The organism is Mycobacterium pseudokansasii (genome assembly GCF_900566075.1).
Taxonomy (GTDB): domain Bacteria; phylum Actinomycetota; class Actinomycetes; order Mycobacteriales; family Mycobacteriaceae; genus Mycobacterium; species Mycobacterium pseudokansasii.
In genome coordinates this window covers 3,354,339-3,378,511 of record NZ_UPHU01000001.1, presented here as the reverse complement: position 1 = coordinate 3,378,511, position 24,173 = coordinate 3,354,339, and the positions used below count along the sequence as shown (strand labels likewise).

General features: G+C 66.1%; 23 protein-coding genes and 1 pseudogene. 13 read left to right on the top strand and 11 right to left on the bottom strand.

From position 1 onward, the window contains the following. Positions 1 to 215: 215 nt before the first annotated feature. Positions 216 to 1,763: a B12-binding domain-containing radical SAM protein gene (locus tag EET10_RS15380; RefSeq protein WP_218028470.1), complete on the top strand. Its 1,548-nt coding sequence runs from the start codon at positions 216 to 218 to the stop codon at positions 1,761 to 1,763. Between the two features lie 111 nt (positions 1,764 to 1,874). Next, complete coding sequence (locus EET10_RS15375; RefSeq protein WP_051490647.1) at positions 1,875 to 2,537, top strand: cutinase family protein; 663 nt, start codon at positions 1,875 to 1,877, stop codon at positions 2,535 to 2,537. A 45-nt stretch (positions 2,538 to 2,582) separates the two neighbouring features. Here the strand turns inward: EET10_RS15375 and EET10_RS15370 are convergent, their stop codons facing one another. Beyond that, on the bottom strand, positions 2,583 to 4,187 hold the full coding sequence (locus EET10_RS15370; protein WP_122502277.1) for a PecA family PE domain-processing aspartic protease: 1,605 nt from the start codon (positions 4,185 to 4,187) through the stop codon (positions 2,583 to 2,585). 823 nt (positions 4,188 to 5,010) lie between these two features. After that, a complete protein-coding gene (gene mmaA2 / locus EET10_RS15365; RefSeq protein WP_036405379.1) occupies positions 5,011 to 5,874 on the bottom strand; it encodes a cyclopropane mycolic acid synthase MmaA2 in 864 nt (287 codons plus the stop codon). A gap of 232 nt (positions 5,875 to 6,106) precedes the next feature. On the opposite strand from mmaA2, the gene EET10_RS15360 reads away from it, so the two are divergent. From EET10_RS15360 to katG, 3 genes are all read left to right on the top strand, one after another. Next, positions 6,107 to 6,583, top strand: a complete 477-nt coding sequence (locus EET10_RS15360; RefSeq protein ID WP_036405377.1) for an SRPBCC family protein — start codon at positions 6,107 to 6,109, stop codon at positions 6,581 to 6,583. Positions 6,584 to 6,772: 189 nt separating this feature from the next. Beyond that, positions 6,773 to 7,225, top strand: coding sequence for a Fur family transcriptional regulator (locus EET10_RS15355; protein ID WP_036405375.1), 453 nt, complete (start codon positions 6,773 to 6,775; stop codon positions 7,223 to 7,225). A 36-nt stretch (positions 7,226 to 7,261) separates the two neighbouring features. Beyond that, entirely contained in the window at positions 7,262 to 9,502 is a 2,241-nt protein-coding gene (gene katG, locus EET10_RS15350) for a catalase/peroxidase HPI (RefSeq protein WP_122502276.1), read from the top strand. A 60-nt stretch (positions 9,503 to 9,562) separates the two neighbouring features. Here katG and EET10_RS15345 read toward each other — a convergent pair whose 3' ends face one another. Together EET10_RS15345 and EET10_RS15340 are read right to left on the bottom strand one after the other, a co-directional pair. After that, positions 9,563 to 10,324: a C39 family peptidase gene (locus EET10_RS15345; protein ID WP_036405373.1), complete on the bottom strand. Its 762-nt coding sequence runs from the start codon at positions 10,322 to 10,324 to the stop codon at positions 9,563 to 9,565. Between the two features lie 151 nt (positions 10,325 to 10,475). Beyond that, positions 10,476 to 10,841: pseudogene (locus EET10_RS15340) on the bottom strand (hypothetical protein); the annotation flags it as partial. A 132-nt stretch (positions 10,842 to 10,973) separates the two neighbouring features. On the opposite strand from EET10_RS15340, the gene EET10_RS15335 reads away from it, so the two are divergent. Beyond that, on the top strand, positions 10,974 to 12,260 hold the full coding sequence (locus EET10_RS15335) for a L,D-transpeptidase (protein ID WP_122502274.1): 1,287 nt from the start codon (positions 10,974 to 10,976) through the stop codon (positions 12,258 to 12,260). On the opposite strand, the gene EET10_RS15330 is transcribed toward EET10_RS15335, so the two are convergent. Continuing rightward, positions 12,257 to 12,919 (bottom strand): hypothetical protein, encoded by a 663-nt coding sequence (locus tag EET10_RS15330; RefSeq protein WP_246013642.1) that lies wholly within the window; start codon positions 12,917 to 12,919, stop codon positions 12,257 to 12,259. The genes EET10_RS15335 and EET10_RS15330 overlap by 4 nt on opposite strands. 163 nt (positions 12,920 to 13,082) lie before the next feature. Here EET10_RS15330 and EET10_RS15325 point away from each other — a divergent pair, with 163 nt between their 5' ends. Further along, entirely contained in the window at positions 13,083 to 13,628 is a 546-nt protein-coding gene (locus tag EET10_RS15325; protein WP_036405371.1) for an alpha/beta hydrolase, read from the top strand. Here the strand turns inward: EET10_RS15325 and EET10_RS30235 are convergent. After that, positions 13,621 to 13,887 (bottom strand): hypothetical protein, encoded by a 267-nt coding sequence (locus tag EET10_RS30235; protein ID WP_136622952.1) that lies wholly within the window; start codon positions 13,885 to 13,887, stop codon positions 13,621 to 13,623. The two genes, EET10_RS15325 and EET10_RS30235, sit on opposite strands and share 8 nt — an antisense overlap. 421 nt (positions 13,888 to 14,308) lie before the next feature. On the opposite strand from EET10_RS30235, the gene EET10_RS15315 reads away from it, so the two are divergent. Further along, complete coding sequence (locus tag EET10_RS15315; RefSeq protein WP_036405369.1) at positions 14,309 to 15,004, top strand: cutinase family protein; 696 nt, start codon at positions 14,309 to 14,311, stop codon at positions 15,002 to 15,004. Positions 15,005 to 15,099: 95 nt separating this feature from the next. Further along, on the top strand, positions 15,100 to 15,312 hold the full coding sequence (locus tag EET10_RS29645) for a hypothetical protein (protein ID WP_036405367.1): 213 nt from the start codon (positions 15,100 to 15,102) through the stop codon (positions 15,310 to 15,312). Positions 15,313 to 15,411: 99 nt separating this feature from the next. On the opposite strand, the gene EET10_RS15305 is transcribed toward EET10_RS29645, so the two are convergent. Continuing rightward, positions 15,412 to 16,455: a M48 family metallopeptidase gene (locus EET10_RS15305; RefSeq protein ID WP_122502273.1), complete on the bottom strand. Its 1,044-nt coding sequence runs from the start codon at positions 16,453 to 16,455 to the stop codon at positions 15,412 to 15,414. Positions 16,456 to 17,060: 605 nt separating this feature from the next. Further along, entirely contained in the window at positions 17,061 to 17,918 is an 858-nt protein-coding gene (locus EET10_RS15295) for a class I SAM-dependent methyltransferase (RefSeq protein WP_122502272.1), read from the bottom strand. A 100-nt stretch (positions 17,919 to 18,018) separates the two neighbouring features. Here EET10_RS15295 and EET10_RS15290 point away from each other — a divergent pair, with 100 nt between their 5' ends. From EET10_RS15290 to EET10_RS15270, 4 genes are all read left to right on the top strand, one after another. Further along, positions 18,019 to 19,032: an NADP-dependent oxidoreductase gene (locus tag EET10_RS15290; protein WP_063467989.1), complete on the top strand. Its 1,014-nt coding sequence runs from the start codon at positions 18,019 to 18,021 to the stop codon at positions 19,030 to 19,032. A gap of 60 nt (positions 19,033 to 19,092) precedes the next feature. Continuing rightward, positions 19,093 to 19,956, top strand: coding sequence for a glycoside hydrolase family 16 protein (locus EET10_RS15285; protein WP_122502271.1), 864 nt, complete (start codon positions 19,093 to 19,095; stop codon positions 19,954 to 19,956). Between the two features lie 460 nt (positions 19,957 to 20,416). Continuing rightward, the gene (locus EET10_RS15275) at positions 20,417 to 20,686 is read left to right on the top strand and encodes an EF-Tu/IF-2/RF-3 family GTPase (RefSeq protein ID WP_036405492.1); all 270 of its coding nucleotides are present in this window, start codon (positions 20,417 to 20,419) and stop codon (positions 20,684 to 20,686) included. A 159-nt stretch (positions 20,687 to 20,845) separates the two neighbouring features. After that, entirely contained in the window at positions 20,846 to 21,112 is a 267-nt protein-coding gene (locus tag EET10_RS15270; RefSeq protein ID WP_122502270.1) for a hypothetical protein, read from the top strand. Positions 21,113 to 21,175: 63 nt separating this feature from the next. Here the strand turns inward: EET10_RS15270 and EET10_RS15265 are convergent, their stop codons facing one another. The 3 genes from EET10_RS15265 to EET10_RS15255 form a co-directional block, all read right to left on the bottom strand. Then, a complete protein-coding gene (locus EET10_RS15265; protein WP_036405359.1) occupies positions 21,176 to 21,907 on the bottom strand; it encodes a hypothetical protein in 732 nt (243 codons plus the stop codon). Beyond that, positions 21,904 to 22,728, bottom strand: coding sequence for a hypothetical protein (locus tag EET10_RS15260; protein ID WP_036405357.1), 825 nt, complete (start codon positions 22,726 to 22,728; stop codon positions 21,904 to 21,906). The genes EET10_RS15265 and EET10_RS15260 overlap by 4 nt, the downstream gene beginning before the upstream one ends. Positions 22,729 to 23,167: 439 nt before the next feature. Beyond that, on the bottom strand, positions 23,168 to 24,073 hold the full coding sequence (locus EET10_RS15255; RefSeq protein ID WP_036405355.1) for an NAD-dependent epimerase/dehydratase family protein: 906 nt from the start codon (positions 24,071 to 24,073) through the stop codon (positions 23,168 to 23,170). Positions 24,074 to 24,173: the final 100 nt, after the last annotated feature.

Genomic DNA, 24,173 nt, shown 5'->3' with positions numbered 1-24,173 from the left:
GGGGAGTAACGGAAAGATGAGAATATATCCCTACCGCCTGGCATGGCTGAGATAGCGCGTTGCCAAGAAGTGACGATGTTGTTGGCTGAGAACGGTTTTGAGACATCACCGCCAGTGAGGGTCCGGCTGCCCGGTTTGCCTGGGAGGCCCGCATCGTGGCGATCGGACGTCAGCGGGTGCTCGCTGCTGGTTGATGGTGTGGGTCGGGTGGTGGCGTGACGGTTTTGTTGGTCAATCCTGCCGGGGTTCGTGGCAACGGGCGATCCTATGTCGGCGAGCAGAAACTCGGCGATCCGTGGGTGTATTCGTCGATGCCGATGGAGCATTTGGGGATGATGTCGATCAAGGCGTACGCCAAGAGGCGTGGGCTTGAGGTCGTGACGGTCAATGGTTTGGTGGCCGGGCATGAGGGTGTGGAGCAGACGTGGCAGGCGATGCAGGCCGCGGTGGCGGTCTCGGGTGTGCCGCGGTTGGTGGGGTTTTCGTGTATCGACACTTTTGCCGAGGTGTTGTGGTTGGCTCGGCGGGCGCGTCAGTGCTGGGAGGGTGTGCAGATCGCGTTGGGCAATGTGATTGCCACGCTGAACTATGAGCGCATTCTGGGTGAGTATGACTGCTTTGATTTTGTGGTGGTCGGTGATGGGGAGGTGGCGTTTACCGAGTTGGCCTTGGCGGTGGTCAATGGTGCTGGGGTAGAGGGTATTGCGGGGCTGGCGCGCCGTGACGAGCAGGGCCGGATCGTGTGCTCGCCGTCGGGGTTGGTTGATCTGGACGAATTGCCGTGGCCGGCTCGTGAGGAGTTGCCGACGGTGCTCGGCGATGGTTTTGCTGCGTCGGTGTTTACCACCCGGGGTTGTCCGTATCGGTGCACGTTTTGCGGGACGGGGGCGGTGTCGGCGATGTTGGGCCGCACCAGTTATCGGGTTAAGTCGGTGGATGCGGTTGTTGACGAGATCGGTTATTTGGTCTCGGATTTCGATGTCAAGTTTTTGTCGATTACCGATGATTTGTTTGTGTCCAAGCATCCTGGTTCGCAGCAGCGTGCGGTCGAGTTTGCCTCGGCGATGATTGGCCGGGGTATCGATGTCAACTTCATGATCGATATCCGGTTGGATTCGGTGGTCGACCTCAAGGTGTTCAAGCAGTTGTACCGGGCGGGTTTGCGGCGGGTGTTTGTCGGGTTGGAGACCGGTTCCTACGATCAGCTGCGCGCTTACCGCAAGCAGATCCTCAACCGTGGCCAAGACGCCGCCGACACCATCAACGCGTTGCAGCAGTTGGGAATTGACGTGATCCCCGGGACCATCATGTTTCACCCCACGGTGCGTCCCGAGGAGCTACGTGAAACCGCCCGCCTGCTGCGGGCAACCAAATATACCCAGCCTTTCAAGTTCATGGGCCGGATCACGCCGTATCCGGGAACGCCGTTGTACCAGGCGTATTCGGCGGCAGGCTATCTGAGTGCGGAATGGCCGCTGGGCCAATGGGACTTCGTCGACCCGCACGCCGCCCGGGTCTACGCCGATGTCGTTGCCCGCATCGCCCCCGACGAGAACATCAGCTTCGACGAGGCCGAAGCGTTCTTCCTGGCCCGCCTCGACGAATGGGAAAACGCCAGTGCACCCCAAATCGCTGGAACGGCAGGCCCGGACATCGGCGCGGCTGCCACCCGGATCGACCGCAGCGCGTCCAAGGCCCCCTGCTTGCCGACTGGACATTCGGTCCGAACCGAGCATTCTTCGCTTCAGCTCGTTCAAAACTGAAGGTTGTCCCGGCTTGCCGACCGTCTTGGGGGCGCCGGCGGTATAGACGGTATGGCTGTCGGCCCCACCCCGCCGGCACCTTGCTCGTCAGCGATATGTCAGCATGTGCGGATGACTGCACGCAGCCTTGCTCGCATCGTTGGTGTCGTGGTTGTGACGGCGTGGGCGATGGTGAGTGCAGCCGTCGTCAGCCCCGCCGCTCAGGCCGACCCATGCTCCGACGTCGCGGTGGTGTTCGCTCGGGGCACCCATCAGGCGCCTGGTCTCGGGGACGTCGGCCAGGCATTCGTCGACTCACTCGGCTCGCAGGCGGGTGGGCGTTCCGTCGGGGTCTACGCGGTGAATTACCCCGCCAGCGACGACTATCACGCGAGCGCGTCAATCGGTTCCGACGATGCGAGTGCTCACATCCAGGACACCGTCGCGAGTTGCCCGAATTCGAAGATCGTGCTTGGCGGCTATTCTCAGGGCGCGGGCGTAATCGATTTGGCATCCTCGGCGATGCCGCCCTCGGTGGCCGATCATGTGGTCGCGGTGGCCCTCTTCGGCGAGCCGTCCAGCGGGTTTTCGAGCATGTTGTGGGGCGGCCAGCCGTTGCCGACCATCAACCCGCTGTACGGCTCCAAGGTCATCAGTATGTGCGCCGCCGACGATCCGATATGCACCGGCGGCGGAAACATCATGGCGCACGTTTCCTACATCCAGTCCGGGATGACAACGCAGGCCGCCACATTCGCCGCCAGCAAGCTGGGCCAGGGCACCGAACGCGCGTAGCAGCACGCCCTTGCACGCCCGGTCGGTGCCGCGTTTCACGCCGGCTTAGTGAAAGACCGTCGTCCCCACGCCGGACGGGCTGTACGAGATGTACACCGGTTTCTTGTCGAAGGGCACATACCCGGTGTTCATCAGGCCACTGGAAATGACCCGGGGGCCGTTCCCGTTCACGATGTACTCGTACAGACGCGTCGAACCGTCGTTGGTGTAGACCTCAATGCGAGTTCCGTTCGGCACGTCCCCGGACACCTGGCCGGTGCCGAGTACGGACGCCGGCATGGTGCCCAGCACCCCGCCGGAATCGACGATCATCGGAACGTGTTGCAGGGACCCGGCGTTGATCTTGAGACCCAGCGTGGCGATCGGTGACCCGGTCACCGAGACTCCTGCGCCCAGCGGATCGGGGCCGAACCGCATGGTGCCCTCGGGGATGTTGATGAGCACACCCTGATTGAGGTCGCCCGGCAGCGCCTGGTTCGGAATGCTGGGACCGGGGCCGGTCGCATTGGGTCCGATGCCCAACACGCCGTTGACACCTGCGGGCGCGAAATACCCGGAGAATGTTTGGGGGAATGACAGCAGGACGACGTTGACGTTGGTCGGCGGGGTGGCGATGCCGTTCCCGAAATCGACCGGCGCATGGTAGGTGGCATAGAGGTAGGTCAGCCCGCCGCTGTAACCGCTGAGTCCGAAACTGGTCGGCAAGCCCATGCGGAACAGGCCGAATATTCCCCCTACTTCGTTGGGCGTGACGACAAGGCCGGCGGATCCGGTGTCAACCAGTATGGGCACGTTCGGTCCGCCGTTGACGGACATGAATACCACCGGCTCGGTGACCGCGTGCATGGTCAGCGGCACGGTTCGGCCGTCCAGGCCCGGCCCGCTGATCCCGGCGTTGCCCCACAACAAGCCGCCGCGCCCACCGGCGCCGCCGGTGCCGAGCATTCCGCCGTTGCCGAGACCGCCGGCGCCACCGCCGCCGCCCCAACCGAACAGGCCCGCAGGCCCGCCGACGCCACCGGTCCCGCCAATGCCAAGCGACCCGCCGCCGGCTCCGCCGGGCCCGCCGTAGCCCCACAGCCAGCCACCGTTACCGCCGGCCCCACCGGGTGCGCCGGTTCCGCCGGTACCCCCGGCACCGCCATTGCCGATCAGCCCGGCCGGGCCACCGGCGCCGCCGGGTACTCCCGACGCGGTTTGCGAATAACCGTTGCCGCCGTTGCCGAGCAACAGCCCGCCGGCCGCGCCGTTCGGACTCGACCCCGTCCCGGTTGCGCCATCCCCGATCAGCGGGCGACCCAACAGCGCCAGGGTGGGTGCATTCACCGCGCCCAGCAGATCGAGTTGTGCCGTCTGCAGCAGCGACACGGCCTGGGCTTCTCCGGCCTGATACGACCCGGCCGACGAGTTCAGCGCCGCCACGAACTGCTGGTAAAAGGTGTTGGCCTGGGTGCTGAGCGCCTGGTATTCCTGACCGAACCCGGCGAACAGGGTGGCCACCGCCGCCGACACCTCGTCAATGCCGGCGGCCGCAAGCACAGTTGTCGGTCCGGCAGCCGCCGCGTTCGCCGCATTCAGCGCCGAGTTGAGGCTCTCCAGATCCGCTGCCGCCGACGCCACGATCTCGGGAGCCACCACCAGAAGTGACACGCCGCTCCCTCCGCGTCAATCGCCCACCCGTGTGTGCACTAAGCGTATCCAGGTCCTGGCTGGGGATATGCGTTTTCGGCACAGCGGCCCGATATCGCGTCATGAATCGGCCCGGGGCACTTCGTGTCACCTTGCTGGCCTCAGGCGATCGGCGTGGCCGTCGCCCAGTACGAAATTGCCGGTGGCCGGCAGGTAGTGTCTGCGCGGGTTGATGAGAAGGGTTCACTCGGAGTCAGGCCAAGGGGCCCACCAGCGTTCGGCGTCGGACGATGGGGTCTGTGCATCACCGCTCTAGCCGGCCCGAGCAACGGCGCACGGCCCGCCACGACACCTACATCTGACCTACCCCGCCGGCGCCCTATCGGTGGTGCGCCCGGGCTGTCGTCCTGGGCCGCGCGCCGGAACGGCGTCAATGACGTGTAGACAAACGGCCGGCTAAGTGTGGCCGGACCCGCCGGCGGCAAGGCTGCAGGATTCGATCAAAGCCGGCCCATAGGTAGCCGCACCGCACTCGCATTGCCAACAGATGTGCCGGCCGCAGGAACATCGGATGGTGGCCACGATCATGTGCCCGGGCAACAGCCAGTGGCCACGCCCGCAGCGCCGGGGCGGTCGGTCCGCCCAGTGCGCTGCCGAGCGATGCACCAACTCGCCGACGTCAACACTCACCGCAACACACTCGCATCCGCTTGCGGACCATTCCAGGGTGGGCGCCGAATCGTTATGCTTCGTTTTCCGCTCTTAGCCGTGTCGTTGCATCCGAAATGGTGCCGCGTGCTCCCCGCCCGCTTTGGCCACGTGTCGCCAGAGTCGGCGCGAAATGCTATTTCTGCAAGGTGAACTGGTTGACGTCGATGTAGCCGGTGCGAAACGCCTTGGCGCAGCCGGTCAGGTACGTCATGTAGCGCTCGTAGACCTCTTCGGACTGGATCGCGATGGCCTCGTCCTGGTGCGCCTGTAGCGCCGCGGCCCACAGGTCCAGGGTCCGCGCGTAGTGCTGTTGCAGTGACTGGCGTCGGGTCAGGGTGAAGCCCGACTTTGCCGAGCGCTCCGCCACCATGTCGATCGAGGGCAACCGGCCGCCCGGGAAGATCTCGGTGACAATGAACTTGACGAAGCGGATGATGTCGATCGAGATGGGCAGACCCTGCTCGCTGAGCTGCTCTCGGGTCAAGCCGGTGATGGTGTGCAGCAGCATCACGCCGTCGGCGGGCAGAACCCGGTGTGCCATGGCGAAGAAGTCGTCGTAGCGGTCGTGGCCGAAGTGCTCGAAGGCGCCGATGGACACGATCCGGTCGACGGGCTCGTCGAACTGTTCCCAGCCCTTCAGTAGCACCGTCCTAGTGCGCGGGGTGTCGAGTTCGTCGAAGCTCTTCTGGACGTGGGCGGCCTGGTTCTTCGACAGGGTCAGGCCGATGACGTTGACGTCGTACTTTTCGATGGCCCGGCGCATGGTGGCGCCCCAGCCGCAGCCGACGTCGAGCAGCGTCATCCCGGGTTGCAGGCCCAGCTTGCCCAGCGCCAGGTCGATCTTGGCGATCTGGGCCTGTTCCAGGGTCATGTCGTCGCGCTCGAAGTAGGCGCAGCTGTAGGTCTGGGTCGGGTCCAGGAACAGCCGGAAGAACTCGTCGGACAAGTCGTAGTGCGCCTGTACCTTGTCGAAATGCGGTCTCAGCTTCTGAGCCATGATCGTGTGCCTTTCTGGCCCCCCTGAGGCCCCCGCGGGGTGGCGTGCACCGGTCTGCAGCCTCTCCCCGTGTGATCCATCAAACCAGCCGGCGGGCCATCCGCCCGTTCGTACCCCGGCCCGTCGGGTGCACCCGACCGGGGCCGGGGCGCAAACACAGGTGGACTCCCGGTGTGGTTGGCTGGACTTTCGTGGCGAGTAATCGCGTGAGCCTGTGGACCGAGGACAACGCATGAGCGACAACGCCGAGCGATTTGCCGTCAGCCGTACCATCGCCGCGACGCCGGCCGAGATTTTCGCCGTGCTGGCCGAGCCGGCACGCCATCGGGGCACCCAGCCCGGCGACTGGGTCCGCGACGCGATAGACACCGCACCGATCACCGGCAGCGGTCAAGTGTTCGCGATGAATATGTACCTGACTCAAGCCGGGGGCGATTACGTCACCTACAACCTGGTCAATGTCTTCGACCGGGACCGGGCCATCGGCTGGATGCCGGGCCAGCTCGACTCCGCCGGAAACCACGTTGCCGGCGGTTGGTGGTGGCGCTACGACCTCGTGCCCAACGGCGAGCACACCGACGTGACCCTGACCTACGACTGGAGTGCCACCCCACAGAGTTTCCGCGACCAGGTCGGCGGGATGCCTCCCTTCGCGGAGGACTACCTGGCCGCGTCACTGGAGAGCTTGGAGGGCCTGGTCTCCAGTTGAGCGGCGATTCGCGATCGCGGCTCAACTGCTTGCGCCGCAATGCTATTGAACTCATGAGCCGATGAGTCGAGGCGAACGACGCCCGATGGTCCGACCTGTCGCAGCCGACGAAGATGGTCCCCGACGGGTCCGCCAAATCCCGCCCCTAGAAGTCTTGACTGGTTCAAGAAAAGGGGTCATAGTGGCGAAGTGGCGTCAACGGCGCACTACACACAAAAGCTGCGAATGGCCGACCTGCGTGTCACCCGGCCCCGGCTTGCCGTACTCGAAGCCGTAGACGCCAACCCACACGCCGACACCGAGACCATCTTCTCGGCGGTTCGGACCGGCCTGCCCGAGGTATCCCGCCAGGCGGTGTACGACGTGCTCAATGCGCTCACCTCGGTAGGTCTGATCCGTCGGATCCAGCCGTCGGGTTCGGTCGCCCGCTACGAGTCCCGGGTGGGCGACAACCACCACCACGTCGTCTGCCGCTCGTGTGGAGTCATCGCCGATATCGACTGTGCGGTCGGGGATGCCCCGTGCCTGACCCCCGCGGACGACGGCAACGTTCTTGATGGCTTCGTTCTCGACGAGGCCGAAGTCATCTACTGGGGTCTGTGCCCCGACTGCTCGACCGCAGTACCTCGATCACAGCCGTGATCGCAGCCCGTTTCACCCACACCCGGAAGGAATGCTGTGTCATCCGATACATCCGAAAGCCGCCCGCCGCACCCGGATACGAACACGGCGAGCACCAGTGAGAGCGAAAACCCGGCGATCCCGTCGCCCAAGCCCAAGACCCATGCACCGCTGACGAACCGGGACTGGTGGCCCGACCAGATCGACGTGTCGATGCTGCATCCGAACCCCCCGGCGGCCAGCCCGCTGGGCGCGGACTTCGACTACGCCAGCGAGTTCGCCAAACTCGACGTCGACGCGCTCAAGGCAGACCTTGTCGAGGTGATGACCACCTCGCAGGACTGGTGGCCCGCCGACTACGGCCACTACGGCGGCCTGTTCATCCGGATGAGCTGGCACGCCGCGGGCACCTACCGCATTCACGACGGCCGCGGGGGCGGTGGCCAGGGCCTGCAGCGGTTCGCCCCGCTCAACAGCTGGCCGGACAACGCGAGCCTGGACAAGGCCCGCCGGCTGCTGTGGCCGGTCAAGAAAAAGCACGGGAACAAGATCTCCTGGGCGGACCTGATCATCTTCGCCGGCAACGTCGCCCTGGAATCGATGGGATTCAAGACCTTCGGCTTCGGCTTCGGCCGCGAAGACGTCTGGGAGCCCGAAGAAATCCTCTGGGGCGAGGAGGACGAATGGTTGGGCACCGACAAGCGCTACTCGGGCGAACGTAACCTTGCCCAGCCCTACGGCGCCACCACGATGGGCCTGATCTACGTCAACCCCGAAGGGCCCGAGGGCAAGCCGGATCCGATCGCCGCGGCGATCGACATCCGCGAGACGTTCGGCCGGATGGCCATGAACGACGAGGAGACGGCTGCCCTGATCGTGGGTGGGCACAGCTTCGGCAAGACCCACGGGCGCGGCGATCCCGAGCTGGTCGGTCCCGAGCCGGAGGCCGCCCCGATCGAGCAACAGGGGCTGGGCTGGAAGAGCTCCTACGGCAGCGGCAAGGGCAAGGACGCCATGACCAGCGGCCTGGAGGTCGTCTGGACACCCACCCCGACCAAGTGGGACAACAGCTTCCTGGCGACCCTGTACGGCTACGAGTGGGAGCTGACCAAGAGCCCCGCCGGAGCCTGGCAGTTCACCGCCAAAGACGGCGCCGGCGCCGGCGTGATCCCGGACCCGTTCGGCGGACCGGGCCGCGCCCCGACCATGCTGGTCACCGACATCTCGTTGCGCGAGTCGCCGATCTACCGCGACATCACCCGGCGTTGGCTGGATCACCCCGAGGAGCTGCAAGAGGCATTCGCCAAGGCGTGGTACAAGCTGCTGCACCGCGACATGGGGCCGATCAGCCGCTACCTGGGTCCGTGGGTGGCCGAGCCGCAGCTGTGGCAGGACCCGGTTCCGGCCGTCGACCACGAGCTGGTCGACGACCAGGACGTTGCGGCGCTGAAGAGCAAGGTGCTCGAGTCCGGCTTGTCGGTTCCGCAGCTGGTCAAGACGGCATGGTCGGCCGCGGGTGGCTTCCGCCGTACCGACAAGCGGGGCGGCGCCAACGGGGGCCGGTTGCGCCTCGAGCCGCAGAAGAGTTGGGAGGCCAACGAGCCCGCGGAATTGCAGAAGGTGCTGCCCGTGCTGGAGCGCATCCAGCAGGAGTTCAACGGATCAGCATCCGGCGGCAAGAAGATCTCGCTGGCCGACCTGATCGTGCTGGCCGGGTCCGCGGCGGTGGAGAAGGCGGCCAAGGACGCCGGCTATGAGATCTCGGTGCATTTCGCTCCCGGGCGTACCGACGCCTCGCAGGAGAACACCGACGTGGAGTCGTTCGCGGTGCTGGAACCACGGGCCGACGGGTTCCGCAACTACGTGCGTCCCGGTGAGAAAGCTCCGCTCGAGCACCTGCTGGTCGAGCGGGCATACCTGCTGGGGGTGACCGCTCCGGAGATGACGGTGCTGGTCGGTGGGTTGCGTGCCCTCGGCGCCAACCACGGTGGCAGCACGCACGGTGTATTCACCGACCGGCCGGGCGCGTTGACCAACGACTTCTTCGTCAACCTGCTCGACATGGGTACGGAGTGGAAGGCGTCGGAGGCCGCGGAGAACGTCTACGAGGGTCATGACCGGGCCACGGGCGCTCTGAAGTGGACCGCGACCGCCAATGACCTCGTGTTCGGGTCGAATTCGGTGCTGCGCGCACTGGCCGAGGTTTACGCCCAGGACGACAACGCGGGCAAGTTCGTCGAGGACTTCGTCGCGGCCTGGGTCAAGGTGATGAACAACGACCGGTTCGATCTCGTCTAATCCGCCGACGTGACCAAGCGACACCCCGCGAACCGCCGGTTCGCGGGGTGTCGTTTTCGCTCAACCCGCGGCGGCAGTGACCACGATCGAATCCCCGCCGGTGTGCCAGGCCGTCGTGAAGGTGGTCACGGCGACCTGCTCGTCGGCGTGGTCGGCGCCGGGGTCGTTGAGGTGGACGATCTCGTTTTTGGTGTCGATCCCGGTGACGACGAGGAAGTGGTCGGCCGTGCTGCGCTGATCGCCGCTGTTCCAGATGGCCGCGGAATTGACCCAGGCGATGATCTTGCGGTTATCGGTGAGGTACTGCTGCAGGGCGGGCAGCCCGGTCTCATCGGGGTGCGTGGAATCGGTCATCACGGATGTGATGCCGTAGTGCGCGAGCAGTACGATCGTGTCCCCCAGCTCGATGCCCCCGGTGCCGTTGGCGTGGCTCGGGTCGTTGGCGGGGGCATAGATGGGCCCCGGGTTGGTCTGCGAAGGAGTGCTTTCCGCCAGCGCGATCATCTCTTGCTCGGTCGGCGCGTGCCCGGTGATCTGACCGACCACATCGGCGACCGAAACCAGCCCGCAGTTGTCCTCGAGCGACTGCTGCTGCCAGTACCTGGCGGCCGCCACGGGGTCGCCGTACATGCCGGCGACGGTGGTCGGGGACGCCGTGACCGGGAGATTGGTGGACGTGGTGTCGGCGATGACCGTCGACAGCGTCGTCGACGGCTCCGGCGGCGCAGGGTGGCCACACGCCGAGGCGATGGAAATACCGGCCACGACCAACGCGGCTCGCACCGCATTGCGCGCGGCGGCTGCGATCCGGACGTCGGGCATGGTGCTGATTATCGATCACGGTCTGGCTGCGGTTGTGATTTCGCCTCTTTGACCAGATCCGCCGCGGCGCGGCCGGCTTCTTGGGCCTTGCGATAACGCTCTTCGGCGCGGCTCAGCTCGCGCTCTGCGGTCCGAAGATCAGCCAGCGCCTCGTCACGTCGTCACGCAGCGCCGACGACGGGCTTTTCACGTCGGCTGCCTCGAAAGCGGTGCGAGCCAGGTCGGTGATCAGCCGGTGTTGCGCGGTGGACAGGTCGCGGATACGGTCGCCGTCCATCCCGGTGTGCGCGTCGCGCAGGCCGTCACCGATGTCGGCCAGCTGCCGAGCGACATTCCCGTGCGTGAGCACCAGCCGGTTGACAATCCATGCCGCCGTCGTAGGCTTGCGCGCCGCGGAGATCCGTTTCGCGGCGGCGGCATCGCCGCGCTGCCTGGCCTCCGCCACCAACCTGGTGCGTTCTGCGGTGAAAGCGTCCGGCGCCACCGCGTACAGGGTGTCGAGTTCGTCGTCGGCCATAACGTCATGATCTCTCGCAGTGGCGCCACACTGGTTTCAGACCACCCGCCCACGGGTTACCTCATACCCGAGCTGCCGAGCGCCCGACATCAACTTCGGGCCAGCACAGAAAAACCGGGGACCACAACGTCAATGACGTCCACAGACAGCGCTGAGCTCGTTCGGCGGATACTGGGCATCAGCGGGCCGCGCCGTTTCCTGCTGGCCGTATTCGTCGTCGTCGGGGTGGTCGGTGCGATTCGGATCGTCGGGTTGCCGGGTTGCCCGGACTGCGGTAGGTCCGGGGCCGCGGCGGAGGCGTCTGGATCCGCACACGTGACGATCACCCCCGGACCCGACGCCCATGATGTCGACCCGGTTGCGAACGTGGTGGTGAAAGCCGATGTGGGAACGCTGACCGAGGTCCGCATGGTCAATGACCACGGCACACCGGTGCCGGGCATCATGACCCCGGACAACACCGTGTGGAGACCCACCGTGCCCCTGGGCTACGGACGCACCTACACCCTGACGGTGTCCAGCCGTGGACCCAACGGTATTGCCGCGCAACACGTGTCGTCGTTTTCCACGCTGCGGCCGTCCAACCAGACCAAGGTCTCTCTGACCACCACCTCGCAGGCCCGGCTGCGCGAGGCCGGCACTTACGGCGCCGGAACGGTGATCGTCGCCCGCTTCGACGAACAGATCGCTGACCGCGCCGCCGCCGAGCGACAGCTGGCGGTGACGACCGAACCCGCGGTCGCCGGCTCCTGGTTCTGGGTCGACGACCAGAACGCCCACTGGCGACCCGAGCATTACTACGCGCCGGGCACCACCGTCACCGTCGAGGCAAAGATCTACGGAATCGCCTTGGGCAACGGCGTATTCGGGCAAGAAGACAACCGGGTGTCATTTCGCATCGGCAACGCGCACATCGCTATTGCCGACGACGCCACCAAGCTGGTCAGCGTGTTCGACAACGGCGCCCTGGTCCGCACCATGCCCACCTCCATGGGGATGGGCGGCACCGAAACGGTGGCCGGGCGCACCCTGTCCTTCTGGACGCCCCCCGGCATCTACACCGTGCTCGACAAGGGCAACCCGGTGGTGATGGACTCGTCGACCTTCGGGCTGCCCACGAATTCCCGCCTCGGATATCGCGAGAACATCAACTACGCCACCCGCATCAGCACCGACGGCATCTATCTGCATCAGCTTGACGCGACGGTGTGGGCTCAGGGCCACACCGATACCTCGCACGGATGCCTGAACCTCAACGCCGACAACGCGAAATGGTTCTACAACTTCTCCGTGCCCGGCGACGTGGTCGAGGTCCGCAACAGCGGCGGACCGCCGTTGCAGCTGGCACAGAACGGCGACTGGACCCTGAGTTGGGACCAGTGGCGCAAGGGCAGCGCCTTGAATGGCGGCGGTCACTAATTTCCGGCGAACCACGCGGTGGCCACCGCGCGAGTCTGCGGCGGCGGGAGGTGCTCACCCGGTGTGCCCAGCCGGCCCACCCTGACCGTCCACACCGGCGCCGAGCGGTCGACGCAGGTCCCGGCGCCCTGACTGGGGAGCCACAAAACCGCGAGGTTCGCGTCGGGCGCGCCACAACCGTAGACCCCGACGTACCCGTCGTCACGGCCCCCCCAAGCGCCGCCGTTGCGTAGCAGGCAATGGGTGCCGTCGTCGAGAGCCAGCGCGAACGGGTCGGGTGTGGCGATCGGGTGCACCAGTGGGAGCGGGCCGCCGTAGGTCACCCGATGCAGCCGCTTGTCCCACGGATTATCAACGCACAGAAGCGATTCCGGTGTCGATGGCCAGCAGGTTCCGGCATTGGCCGCGCTTGGCGAGCAATAGTAGATGTTGTCGGCCACCGCCGACGGCGACGGTGTCGTGCAGTTGTCGACGGCGGTGACATTGCCCTGGGCAGGGGCTTCTCGGTAACCATTGACCGGCTGGCCGTCGGATCCGACCGCCACCGCGGTGATCACCCGGGTCGCTGCCGGATCGGCGAGCGCCGGCCCGCCGACCGGCAAGCCGCCGAGCGCCACCGCCACGATCGGCACCGCGACCACGCGAAGCACGACGTCCACGGGATCAAGCCTCCCCCACCGCGTCGAGCATGTGAAGGCCGGGGACGCATCACGTTTCGGCCGTTGAGATGTCGCGGCTGGGCAGCCGCCTGCCCAACACCGGGGAACAGCGCTAACGTCGGAGACGGGGCGGGTTCATCTATCTACCAGCGAGGTCACCGATATGGCGAACCAAGACACGGCGCAGGCAGCTTTCGACAATTGTCTGCAACTGTGGACGACCGGCACGACCGCGGGGCGCCGCGCTCCGGTATTGCGCCGCCCCGACGAGGTCGGATTGGACTACCAGGACGTTTTCTTCCCGTCGATGGACGGCGTTTCTCTCGAAGGCTGGTTCATACCGGCCGAGTCGGACCGGCTGCAGCCGGTTTCCGGCCGCTACATCGTCGAGGAATTCGTGAAGAGCATCGGCATGGCGGACGGCTACCGCAAATTCGACGACGCGGTGCACCAACGTACCGGATTCCATCTGGCCGAGCAGTCACCGCTCGAACACGTGCGCGCCGTGGCCGTGCCGACGCTGGTGGCCCAGGTGCACGACGACACGATGACGCGGCCCCAGGATGTGCAGGACATCTACGACGCGATTCCCGTCGCTGAGAAGCGGTTGTACTGGATAGAGGGCACCGAACGCCGGTTCGACGGCTACAACTTCTTCGGAGTGCATCCCGAGGTCCCCATCGAATGGTTCGACAAACACGTCAACTGAACTTCCACGATGGGTGACGCCGAAAGTCGCAGCGGCTCAGCAGGATTGACAAGCCTGGATGCCTGCGGTCGGTGAGTCGCACGCGTCGGCGGAGGTGGCGAACAAGGACCAACACGATCAGGCTGACCGCGATGTTGGCCAGCGCGGCCCGCCGTCGTCGTTTGCCCCGCGGTGAACGTGCCGCACCGGCGCGGCGGCCGAAGCAGTAACCGACGCCCAGTGCTATCGCCAGCGCAGCGATAGTTGGCAGCGCTGTCATGAATCGAGCATCAGTCGCCGCTGTCGCGGGCAGATCACGTGCGGGATACGCCTTGGCCACTACTCGAGACGTAGTCCTCGTCAAACGCCGCCGTTGTGCCGGCCATGCCGGCTGGCCGGGCGGTGCTGCTGGCCACGGCGTCGAGTGTGCGTCCAGGGCATCGAAGGCGCGCTGAGGGTTCCCAGTGCGTGGGTTCACGTCGCCCCACAGCTGCGGGCCTTCGGAGGCCGGCATGTTCCACTCGTCGGCGTGGCGGGCGATGAGACGCAGCATCTTTGGCCCGTACCCGCCATCACGATTGGCGGGCGCGGGAACTGAAGGGGCTTGGGCTCGCATCGCGCTTATCCGCTCATGCGCGGCCAAACCCGGCGGTCGGCGTCAAGCCGGCCAACGGCTGGGCCGGAATGGCTACCATCTTCGTGTGCGCGCTCCGCTTGCCGTGAAGTCGGTTGAACAATTGTTGGTGGCTGCTGCAGTCTCTGCCGCGCTGGCGATCGCCGCGGCCGTGGTGCCGCCCGGCGCGCCGGGCGCCCCGCGGCGGGCCAGTGCGGCAAGTTGCCCGCAGGTGGAAGTCGTCTTCGCGCGCGGCAGATTAGAGTCGCCTGGGCCCGGCGTGATCGGCAATGCGTTCATCAGCACTCTCGCCTCCAAGGTTGGCGGTAGGAGCATGGGCAGCTATGCCGTCAAATACCCGGCCGACACCGAGGTCGACGTCGGCGCCAACGACATGAGCCGCCATGTTCAGTACATGATCAATGCCTGCCCGGCCACCCGGCTGGTGCTCGGCGGCTACTCCCTCGGGGCCGCGGTCACCGACGTGGTGCTTGCGGTGCCGATGTCCGCATTTGGGTTCGACAGCCCGCTGCCCCCCGGTGCCGACGAGCACATCGCCGCCGTCGCGTTGTTCGGCAACGGAAGTCAGTGGGTGGGTCCGATCACCAACTTCAGCCCGGTCTACAACGACAGGACCATCGAGCTGTGCCACGGCTCCGACCCCGTCTGCAACCCGGCCGACCCGAACACGTGGAAGCAGAACTGGCCGCAACATAACCCCAGCGCCTACATCCAGGCAGGCATGGTAAACCAGGCAGCGGACTTCGTCGCCGGCAAGCTCTAGAGGGTTGGATATCGGGCGACTCGTCACGCACTACGTCCGCTGGTTCTGCCGGGTGCACGCCGGCGTGCACCCGGTGTCGTCGTCGCTGGCCGTGGTTGCTCCTCGTCCGGGTCGCGCCGGCGGCGAGCGGTCGGGTCCGCGACGACATCGAGGACCTGCTCGGCACCGACGCCGAGCATGCGCGCTGGGCGCTGGACGAACTGCTCGCCGACCCGCCCGATGTCATCCGGGCCGAGCGCGAGGGTGTCGTCGGTGCTGTCGCGGTCGGACGCTGCGTTTCGGCCATCCCTACGCGGTGGTGGCGGTGACCGGTGCGCGTCGGCGCGGTGATCCGTGGGCGGGTGTGCCGGTGTTCGCCGCCTGGGTGTGAGAACCCGCCGACGTCGCGTCGCCCGGCTAGCGGGCAGTCATTTGGGCTGCCGCCATTCGCTGATTTTGCGGCCCAGCGAATCGGCCGCGCTCGTGGCGGCGCGCCCGACACCGTCGACGAAGCCGCCAAGGCCGTCGCGGATGCCCTTGATCAGCGGGTCGTCAGATTGGTCGAATCCGTCGCGGTAGTGCCGGGCAGCCTGGCCCAGGTCGTCGGTGAGCGAGGACTTGTCGTCGTCGGCTCGGCGCGGATAGTCGCCGGACATCACCTTGCCGTAGCCGCCGGTGTCCACCCATTTGTTCAGGGCGGCGGCGCGCAGCACCGAGAACGGGTGTGTCTGCAGTTCCAGGTTCAGCAGCTTGAGCAGCCCGTCGCGCATGTCTCCGGACCGTTCGTACTCCCGCGCTTGGGCCAGGAAGGCCTCTGAATCCAGCTTGTCCAACCGGCTACCGCCGGCGAGCTTCATCTCGACCCGAATCGCGTTGTCCAAGTCCTGGCTGCACAGCAGCCCGGCCCGGTCACCGGACAGCTCGGATTTGCGTTGCCACTCCAGCAGAGCGGCGGTGATGGCGCGCAACGCCCAGCCGCCTACCGGCACAATGCCGAACGACCGTGCCAACCGCATCAGATGCATCATCATCGTGCGGTACACCGCGTGCCCGGACAGCGCGTGGCCCAGCTCGTGACCCACTACGAATCGAAGTTCGTCGTGGGTCATCAAGTCGTAGAGCCCGGAAGTGATCACGATGAACGGCTGTTCCATCCCGATCGTGTACGCGTTCACGATCGGCGATTGCACGACGTACAGCTCGGGCTTGGCCGGCGCGTCCAGAACGTGGGCGCATTCGTCCAGCAGGGCGTCGAGGTCAGCGAATTGACGCGGCCCGACGCGGGCGGCGCTGGCCAGGTAGAGCAGCCGGTGTTGACGCTCGCGCAGCATTCCGGAGAGGAGTTTCAGGATCTGGTCGAAGCCCTTGAGGCGGCGCAGCGCCGATAACGCGGTCCGGTCGGCGGGATGCTCCCAGGCGCGCGAGCTGATGCCGGGGAAGGTGGTGCGGGTGGTGGCGGGTGTCTGAGACATGGCGCTCCCCTCGGTGTTCCGTATCAGGATACGGAGGCCGGCGCGGGGCGCCATTCACCTGAATATGCCCAGGCTTTAGGCCAGCTTTAGGCCGGTGCGTCGGCGCTGACCCATCCTGGGGTGGCGGGCACACCGGCTCCGACATCGTGCCCTCTTGCTGCTGCGCGTTGACGACCTAGATATGCGGGATGACGACGCATCTCTTCGAGGAGTTGACTTTCTCGCCGCTGGGCCGCAATCCAAGCCGGGTGTGACTCCAGACTGATCACCGTTGCCCCTGATGCCTTCGCCACGATTGCCCGCTCCTCTCATCCCACCGACTCAGGTTCACACGGCGCTGTGCAACGTAAAGTTAGGATTCTTAGCAAACCTGTGATCAAACCGTGTCTTTAGATAAGAATTAGCCATGAATTTCCGGCGGCACCCGGTGTTCCCGCAGGTCCGGCGCCGGCGGCGGCCCGCCGGTCGGTCGCTAAACGACGTCGCTGCATTGCCGGTGGATCCGAAAACCGGCAGTTGATGATGCGCGGTGCCCGGTCCTTTGGCGAATTGTTATCGGCCGCAGCGGAAATCCGCGGAGACGTTAATGTGTGTAGTTGGTGGATTCACTGCGTGAGCAGGGCCACCGCACTCCATGGTCTACGCCCCGGGTGACGTGGATCGGGCTGGGGAAACCATGCGACTGTGCGCATGGATTTGGGTAACCGGTGAAATCGAATTGCGGCCGCAAACAGTGATTCCGATTCGGTTACTCGCCACCCGAGGCTTTCAAAGAAGGCCAGCTCATTATCGGGCGCGAAGATGAAGGGCGCATTCTCCAGCATGCCGGCCATCCTGTTGTTCATCATCTTCTTCAGACCCGGACCGGCGAAATCGAGCATCCACCACCCGACTTCGGGTCGGCGTATCGCTTCCGAAAGCGCAACGACGTCCTGCTCGTCGAGATACATCAACAGGCCCTCGGTCAGGACCAGCGCATTGGCGGCGCCGTCCAGGGCCTCGGTAAAGAACGCCTCGCGAGCAAGCGGGTCGGCCAGGTCAACGGCGCTGCGGGTCAATTGGCATCGCGGCGTCTGGTCGGCCAGCAATTCGGTTTTTTCGGCGAGCAACTGCGGCAAATCAGCTTCGATCCACCGCAATCGAGAGGGCAGATTCAGCCGATACGGTCGAGTGTCCAGACCGGCGGCCAGGTTGAGCACTCGGTCACAGCCGTCCGCGATTGCCCTGGCAAGGGTGTCGTCGATGATTTTGGTGCGCGCGACCAGCCACCAACCATTGCGAAGTGTCCACGGCGCGTGCCGGACGATCGCGCGGCCACGCTGACCGGCCAGACGCTGGGCAAGCGGGTCGCTGAACAATGCGTCGGGCCGGGCCGATTCGGTGGCCCGATGCAGGGCCGTCAACCTGGCCGTGTCGGAAACATGCGTGATGACGTGCCCGTCGCCGGACTCAGAGCCTGACATAGAGGCGTTATAGCATCCCCGTCGAAGTCTGCCGCGGTTCGCAAGCAAATAGGATTTCGCGCATCTGCCGCGGCGCTGATGTGTCGGGTACGGTGCGCTCATGCCCGATCGCAACCGCCGATTTCTGCTCCGTGAACGACCGACCGGACGCATCGGCGCGGATACCTTCGAACTCAGCGAAGCGCCGGTCCCCGAAATCGCCGACGGGGAGGCGCTGGTCCGCGTCGACTGGATATCGCTCGATCCGACGAACCGCGCCTGGATCAACGACATCCCCTCCTATCTGCCGCCGGTCGGTATCGGCGAGGTCATGCGTGCGGGCGGGCTCGGTGAGGTCATCGCGTCGAAAAATCCCAGATACCCGGTCGGTCGGACGGTGCAGGGTCTTGTCGGCTGGCAGGAATACGCGGTGGTCTCCGACGCCATGCCGTTGCTGCCGGTCGACGTCGCCGAGGGCGTCTCCCCCAGCGCCTACCTGGGCGCGCTCGGGATGACCGGGCTCACGGCGTGGATCGGGATCCGTGACATCGGCAAGCCGCGGCCTGGGGAGACGGTGGTGGTGTCGGCGGCGGCCGGAGCGGTCGGCTCGGTTGCCGGCCAGCTCGCCAAAGCCGATGGGGCACGCGTCGTCGGGATCGCCGGCGGCCCGGAAAAGTGTGCCCTGCTGACCGAACAGCTCGGCTTCGACGCCGCTGTCGACCACCGAGCCGACGATTGGCCGGCGCAACTGGCCGCCGCGACTCCCCACGGCATCGACGTCGACTTCGAAAACGTCGGCGGCGACATCATGGACGCGATCTTCGCGCGCCTCAACATTGGCGCCCGGATCGCGTTGTGCGGCCTGATCTCGGGATACAACTCGGCCGAGCCGCCACCGGGACCGCGCGCATTCGGCAATCTGCTCGTCCGGCGCGCGACCCTGCAGGGCTTCATCATCCTCGACCACCTGCACCGCGCGCCCGAGGCGATCGCGGAGATCTCCGACCTGATCGCCCAGGGCAAGCTCACGCCGCTGGAAACCGTCGTGACGGGCTTCGAGCAACTGCCCACGGCGATCAACATGCTGTTCGACGGCAAGAATGTCGGCAAGCTCGTGGTCAAGGTGTCCGGGTAGCCCCGCCGATCACGCTTTAGCGCGGTACGCCTTGTCTCGGGCTGCTATCGTCCCTGGCTAATGCCTGAGATGGATCGTCGTCGCATGATGCTCATGGCGGGTTTCGGTGTGTTTGGCGCGCTGGGGGTGGGGATTCCCGTTCCCGAGGCGCATGCCGGCCCGTCCAGGCCCGACGTGCCGGCGGGACGAACGCCCATGCCCGCGGCGCCGGCACCCAACGGTCAGTCGAGCAACTACGTATTCCACGACGAATTCGACGGCCCCGCCGGTTCGGCACCCGACTCGTCGAAGTGGACGATCGCCCGGGCGCGCGAGCAGATGAAGGACCCGACGTACTGGGAGCGGCCCGAGAACGTCGGGCAGTACCGCGACGATCGCCAGAATGTGTTCCTCGACGGGCACTCCAACCTGGTCATCCGGGCCGCAAAAGACGGCGGCACGTACTACTCGGGCAAGCTGCAGAGCCCGTGGCGCGGCGGCATCGGCCACACGTGGGAGGCTCGCGTCAAACTCGACTGCTTGACCGCCGGATGCTGGCCGGCGTGGTGGCTGTCCAACGAAGACCGCGGCGAAATCGACATCCTCGAGTGGTATGGCAACGGCAGCTGGCCCTCGGCCACCACGGTCCATGCCAAATCGAATGGCTCCGAATGGAAGACGCACAACATCGCGCTGGACAGCGGATGGCACACGTGGCGATGCCAATGGGATGAGACCGGCATGCGGTTTTGGCAAGACTACGTCGACGGCGCGCAGCCGTACTTCACGGTGGCGGCGCACTCCCTGCCGGACTGGCCGTTCAACGACCCCGGCTACACCGTGTCTCCGGTGGTGAACCTCGCGGTCGCCGGCTCCGGCGGCGGGGATCCGGGGCCAGGGATCTATCCCGCCCAGATGCTCGTCGACTGGGTGCGGGTCTGGTAGTCACAACGTCGCGACGACAAGGACTTTCGACAGGTCCCGGGGATCCACCCGTACCGGCACGTCGGCGCCGACTGCGATGTGCGGGGCCGTCGCCAGCTCCAGCGCGATGCACCGCGTCGCTCGGTACGAATCACGTTCTGGCAGTTGCACATCCAGTTTCAGCTCGTGCCGGGATACCGGCGCTGTGGTCGCGACGTACTAGCGGATGCCGACGATTGTGGCGACAACCCGCCAGGCCGTCGCGCAGCAGCCGATCCCGGTCGGCGCCCAGCTCGTTGAGTTCGGCGAACGCGTGCGTTGTCCGCTGCTGGTCAGGAGCGTGACTCGTTGACCCGCAGCGGCTTTCCTCGCTCGACGCAACCAGTTCATGCCCGGCGGGGTACGGCGCGACGCGGTGGTCGTCGATCGGGTCGGCTGGAACCCGGAGCCGGCGCAGGCCGGAACACAGTACCGTTGCCGCATGTTTCGCATGACGGTCCAGGACGTGTTCTTCATCCGCGGTCGCGGGATCGTGGCCACCGGCCGCGTGGAATACGGGCAGTTACGCGTCGGTGACCAGGTGCGGATCAACGACGGGCCCGGGGTGCGGGTCGACGCCATCGAGGCGTTCCGCAAGAAGCTGGATATGGCGACTGCCGGTGACAACGTGGGCCTGCTCTTCAAGAAGCTCAGCAACCGCGACCTGGCCGCCGGGGACGTGATCACCTCGGCGGGTGTGTTTCTGGCCTAGCGCCAGGCCTTCCCGGCGGTGTTCCGCCGCCCGCCCGCGTCCGGTCCGGCGGCCGGGACGCGTTGTTGGGATCGGTAGCGGCCTCACGGCTCTGTACTTGTCGTACTTGTCCCAACGACGACGCCACCGAGGCGGCGCCTGACGCGAAAGGAAGAGCACATGAACATCATTCCCGCCGGCATCGAAGAAAAGATCAACCGTGTCGATCGCCAACCAAGCCTGGCGATCGGCATCAGCCTCGGCCTGCTGGCGGCGTGGTCCTTCTACCGGGTGATCTGGCTGCTGTACCTCTCGATGACGTTCGGCTGGTTTATGGGCTCGGTAGCTTTCCAGTTCGTGCTGTGGACGGTGACCGGCGCCCTCGCGGCGATCGCGGCCACCGGCTTCCTTACCCGCTACTTCAAGGGACCCGGCGCTGACCATTGATGGCTCGCGGCGGAACCGTGCCGAACCCGAACCGGGTTCGGCACGGTTCCGTCTGTAGGCAGGTCAGCGGTTGGAGATTCGGCTCAGCGTGCTGTCGAAGAGGGCATCGAAGGGTTGCTGGTGCCCCGTGCTGGCCGTGCCGCTCAGAATGAGTCCCGATGTGCGCGCGTAGGAGTAGTAATCGGTCCGGGCGGCGTCCGGCTCCCCGCCAATGGTTGCGGTGATCGAGTACCGGAACCGCTGCGGTCCGTGGGAAGAGTGCGAATCCTCGAGGATGCGCACCTCATAGGAGCCGACGGCGGCGCTGCTGAAGCGCAGACACCGTGATACCAGGCCGGTGAACGCGTCGAATCCGGTGGGGTCGAATTCGCGGCCGACCATGAGCCGGATGTCTCGACGGTCGGCGACCTCTGGCGGATCGGCGGGGTCGTGCCCGAACACCTCGGCCGCATCGAAAGCGCCGGTCGAGGCGACCCCCACCACCGCGAAGCATTCGACGGGACTGAAGCCCAGGCCTTCGTCGGACACGTGGTATCTGAAGTACCCGAACGTATCGGACAGTTCTTTGACATCGCTGACGGTCCACGAGGCAGGAAAGTCGCTCGGTTTGGGCAGCAGGTCCGCCAATTGTTGGTCGCTCAACGAGGCCAGCTTCGGTGCGAGTGAGCCCGGGGCCGCGGGATTGCTATGCGGCAACGCGCTGAGCACCCCGGGTGCGGTGATCACGATGGCGGCCGCTGCCAGCACGCACAGCGCGGCCGCGATCACCCATGGCCGTCGCGAGAGTCGGTTCATAGCGCGCGTAGCCGTTGCAGCGTTTGGCCGGCGAGCTTGTGCACCAGATCGAGCTCGGGACCCTCCATATAGACGGTGCATTCGAGTAGTACGCCGCGTACCGCGTAATAGGTGACGTGGTAGGTCGACGACGGGTCGCGGCTACCGATCGTGGTGAACGTTCTGGTGACTGTGACGGCGGCATCGGCACCGGCGGCCGAGCGCGCTCCCACCTGAGTGGTGACGGTCCGATGGTTTTTGACCCGGCCATCAAAGAAATAGTTGGTGACGCGATAGGAGCCGCAACGGCCCAGCCAGTCCAGGTAGTTCGCGATCCGTGCCGCCGCGTCCGGAACGACCCAGATCGCGAAGCGGGCATTGGGTCCGTGCTCGCGGCCTTCGCCGGTCGCGGCGAAATCGGCCGCCGCCGCGTCCTGCACGAATAGTTGGGCGTAACGGTCGACCTGGACGTATGCGGCCAACGCACCCCCGGCATGGTCCAGGATCTTGGGAATGTCGCCGCAGCTGCCCGGTTCGTAGGCCGCTGCCGGGTCCTGATGAGGCGCCGTACCCAACGCGCCCGGATCTGGTGTCGCAGCTCGCCGCAACCGCCCCGTCACCGAATATCCCCAGTCGGACGGGAAGTCGGCGGCGGCGGGCAACGCCGTCGCCAGGTCCCAGTCGGTTCGCGATGCCAGATTCGCCTGGGCGGTATCCGGGCGCGGAGCCGTCACCAACAAGGCCGCACCGCACGCGCCCAGCACGGAAAGAGCGCCGGCCCCTACCACTCGGGGCCATGGTTGGCTGCGCGAGGTAGCGGGTCCTGCAGCCTGGGATCCCATTCGCGACTCCTCCCGCGGGCCGGCCGGTGCGACGTCCGCATCGCCACCGGGGTCGCCGGCGTAACACTATCGCGGCAGCCCAGCCGTCAACCCGATCGACACAGTGCTCCGTTTCGGCAAAACGGCCGCTACGGGGTCGTGGTCGACGTGGGGTCGATACCCCGATGTCGCGTCAGTCGCAGGCCGAAGGCAGGCCGGGACCGCCGGACTAACTCGCGAAACCTATTCCGTTGGGCCGCATGGGTTCTCCGGCTGAGCCTGCGGCCGCGGTGGGGTTTCGGTGCTCACCGGATGCATCACCGGTCAAGTGCTCGGCGTCAACGGCGAAACGGTGATGTGACGAACTCGAACGTGTGCCGCGAGCGTCGACGGCTGCAGTTCGCCGGTCCTCGGGGCGGACACCGGTCCGCCAGGACGGCGCTTGGGCGTTTTGCTACCGTCAGGCGTGGACCAGCTCCGGGTGAAATCTGGCCACCATCCGACGTAATCCCTCGCGCCAGTCGACTGTGGTTGCGCTGCCGATGAGTTCGCGCATCCGGGTCAGGTCGACGGGATTCCCGCGCAGCGCCCGATCGCTCTCGGTGAACATCGGCACCTTGCCGATCAGGGTGCCCAGGTAGGCGCACCATTCCTGGATGCTGACCATCTGGTCACCGGCCCAATTGACCGTGGTCGCCGGAATCGATGCCACTGCAAGCAGTTTGGGGATAGTGGCGATGATGTCATCCTGATGTATCGGGTTGTAGCGTGCCGGTTCGCCGGGCGGAACCGGGATCGGAATGCCGGCGAGCATCATCTCCATGTGGAAGTACGGCCACCCGCCGGTGTCCCCGTACGGCACGTTGAGGCGGGCGATGGTGGTGGGTACTTCCAGGATCCGTGCCGTCGACCGGGCGACCGCCTCACCGGCGATCTTGGAGATCGAATACGTGGGGAACAGAAACCGGTGGTTGTCGCCGAGGGCCGCACGCTCGGTGCGCGGCTGGTCGTCCGGCGGATCGTAGACGGCCGCTGATGAGCAGTGCAGGAACGCCTTGGCACCGCGGCACCAGGCCATCAACAGACCAACCGACTCCGCGTTGGCGCTCAGGTCCTTGTCCCAGTTACCGCTTTTGGCCACCGCAAAGTTGAGGACGTAGTCGAAATCGGATGGGATCGCGGCGAAGTCGCCGGCGGCCAGGTTGACCGATTGGCAGCGAACACCGGCCTCCTCGAGGCCGGTACGCGCGGCGGCGTCGGTGAAGCGGGCGATGCCCCAGACTTCGTTGTCGGCCGCCAGAGCCCGGGCGACGGGCGTGGCGACCTGGCCGGTGACACCGGTAATCAGGATTTTCGAGTCGGCCATGACCGCGATAGTAAGCGGTTTGGCACCTTGCAGGATCCGATCGTTCGGCCGGCGGCGCGTACGTCGCCCGGGTCCCAAGAGTTTGTCGAGGATTCGGTGA